The sequence below is a fragment of the Frigoribacterium sp. AC759 genome, from assembly GCF_979256015.1.
On sequence record NZ_CEEDMT010000214.1, the window covers coordinates 1 to 233 of the forward strand.

The window sequence follows — 233 nt, forward strand, 5'->3', positions numbered from 1 at the left end:
GGCGGGTACTCCATGAGCCGACCGACCGGCGCCTCCTCGAGGGGGTCGCCCGGCTCCTGGAGTACCCGCCGGGCTCCGCGACCCGGCTCGAAGAGGACTACCTGGCGGCGACCCGGCGGTCGCGGGCCGTCTTCGAACGCGGCTTCTACGGTCTCGACGAGACTCCCGAGCCCACCGGCTGCGTCCCGCTCGGCTGTCTGCCCCGCTCGGCCCTGCGCGAGCCCGCTCGAGCC

General features: G+C 75.5%; 1 protein-coding gene. It reads left to right on the forward strand.

The features are described from left to right. On the forward strand, positions 1-233 hold a 233-nt coding region (locus tag ACZ6JE_RS15710), incomplete at both ends, for a hypothetical protein (RefSeq protein WP_464319556.1).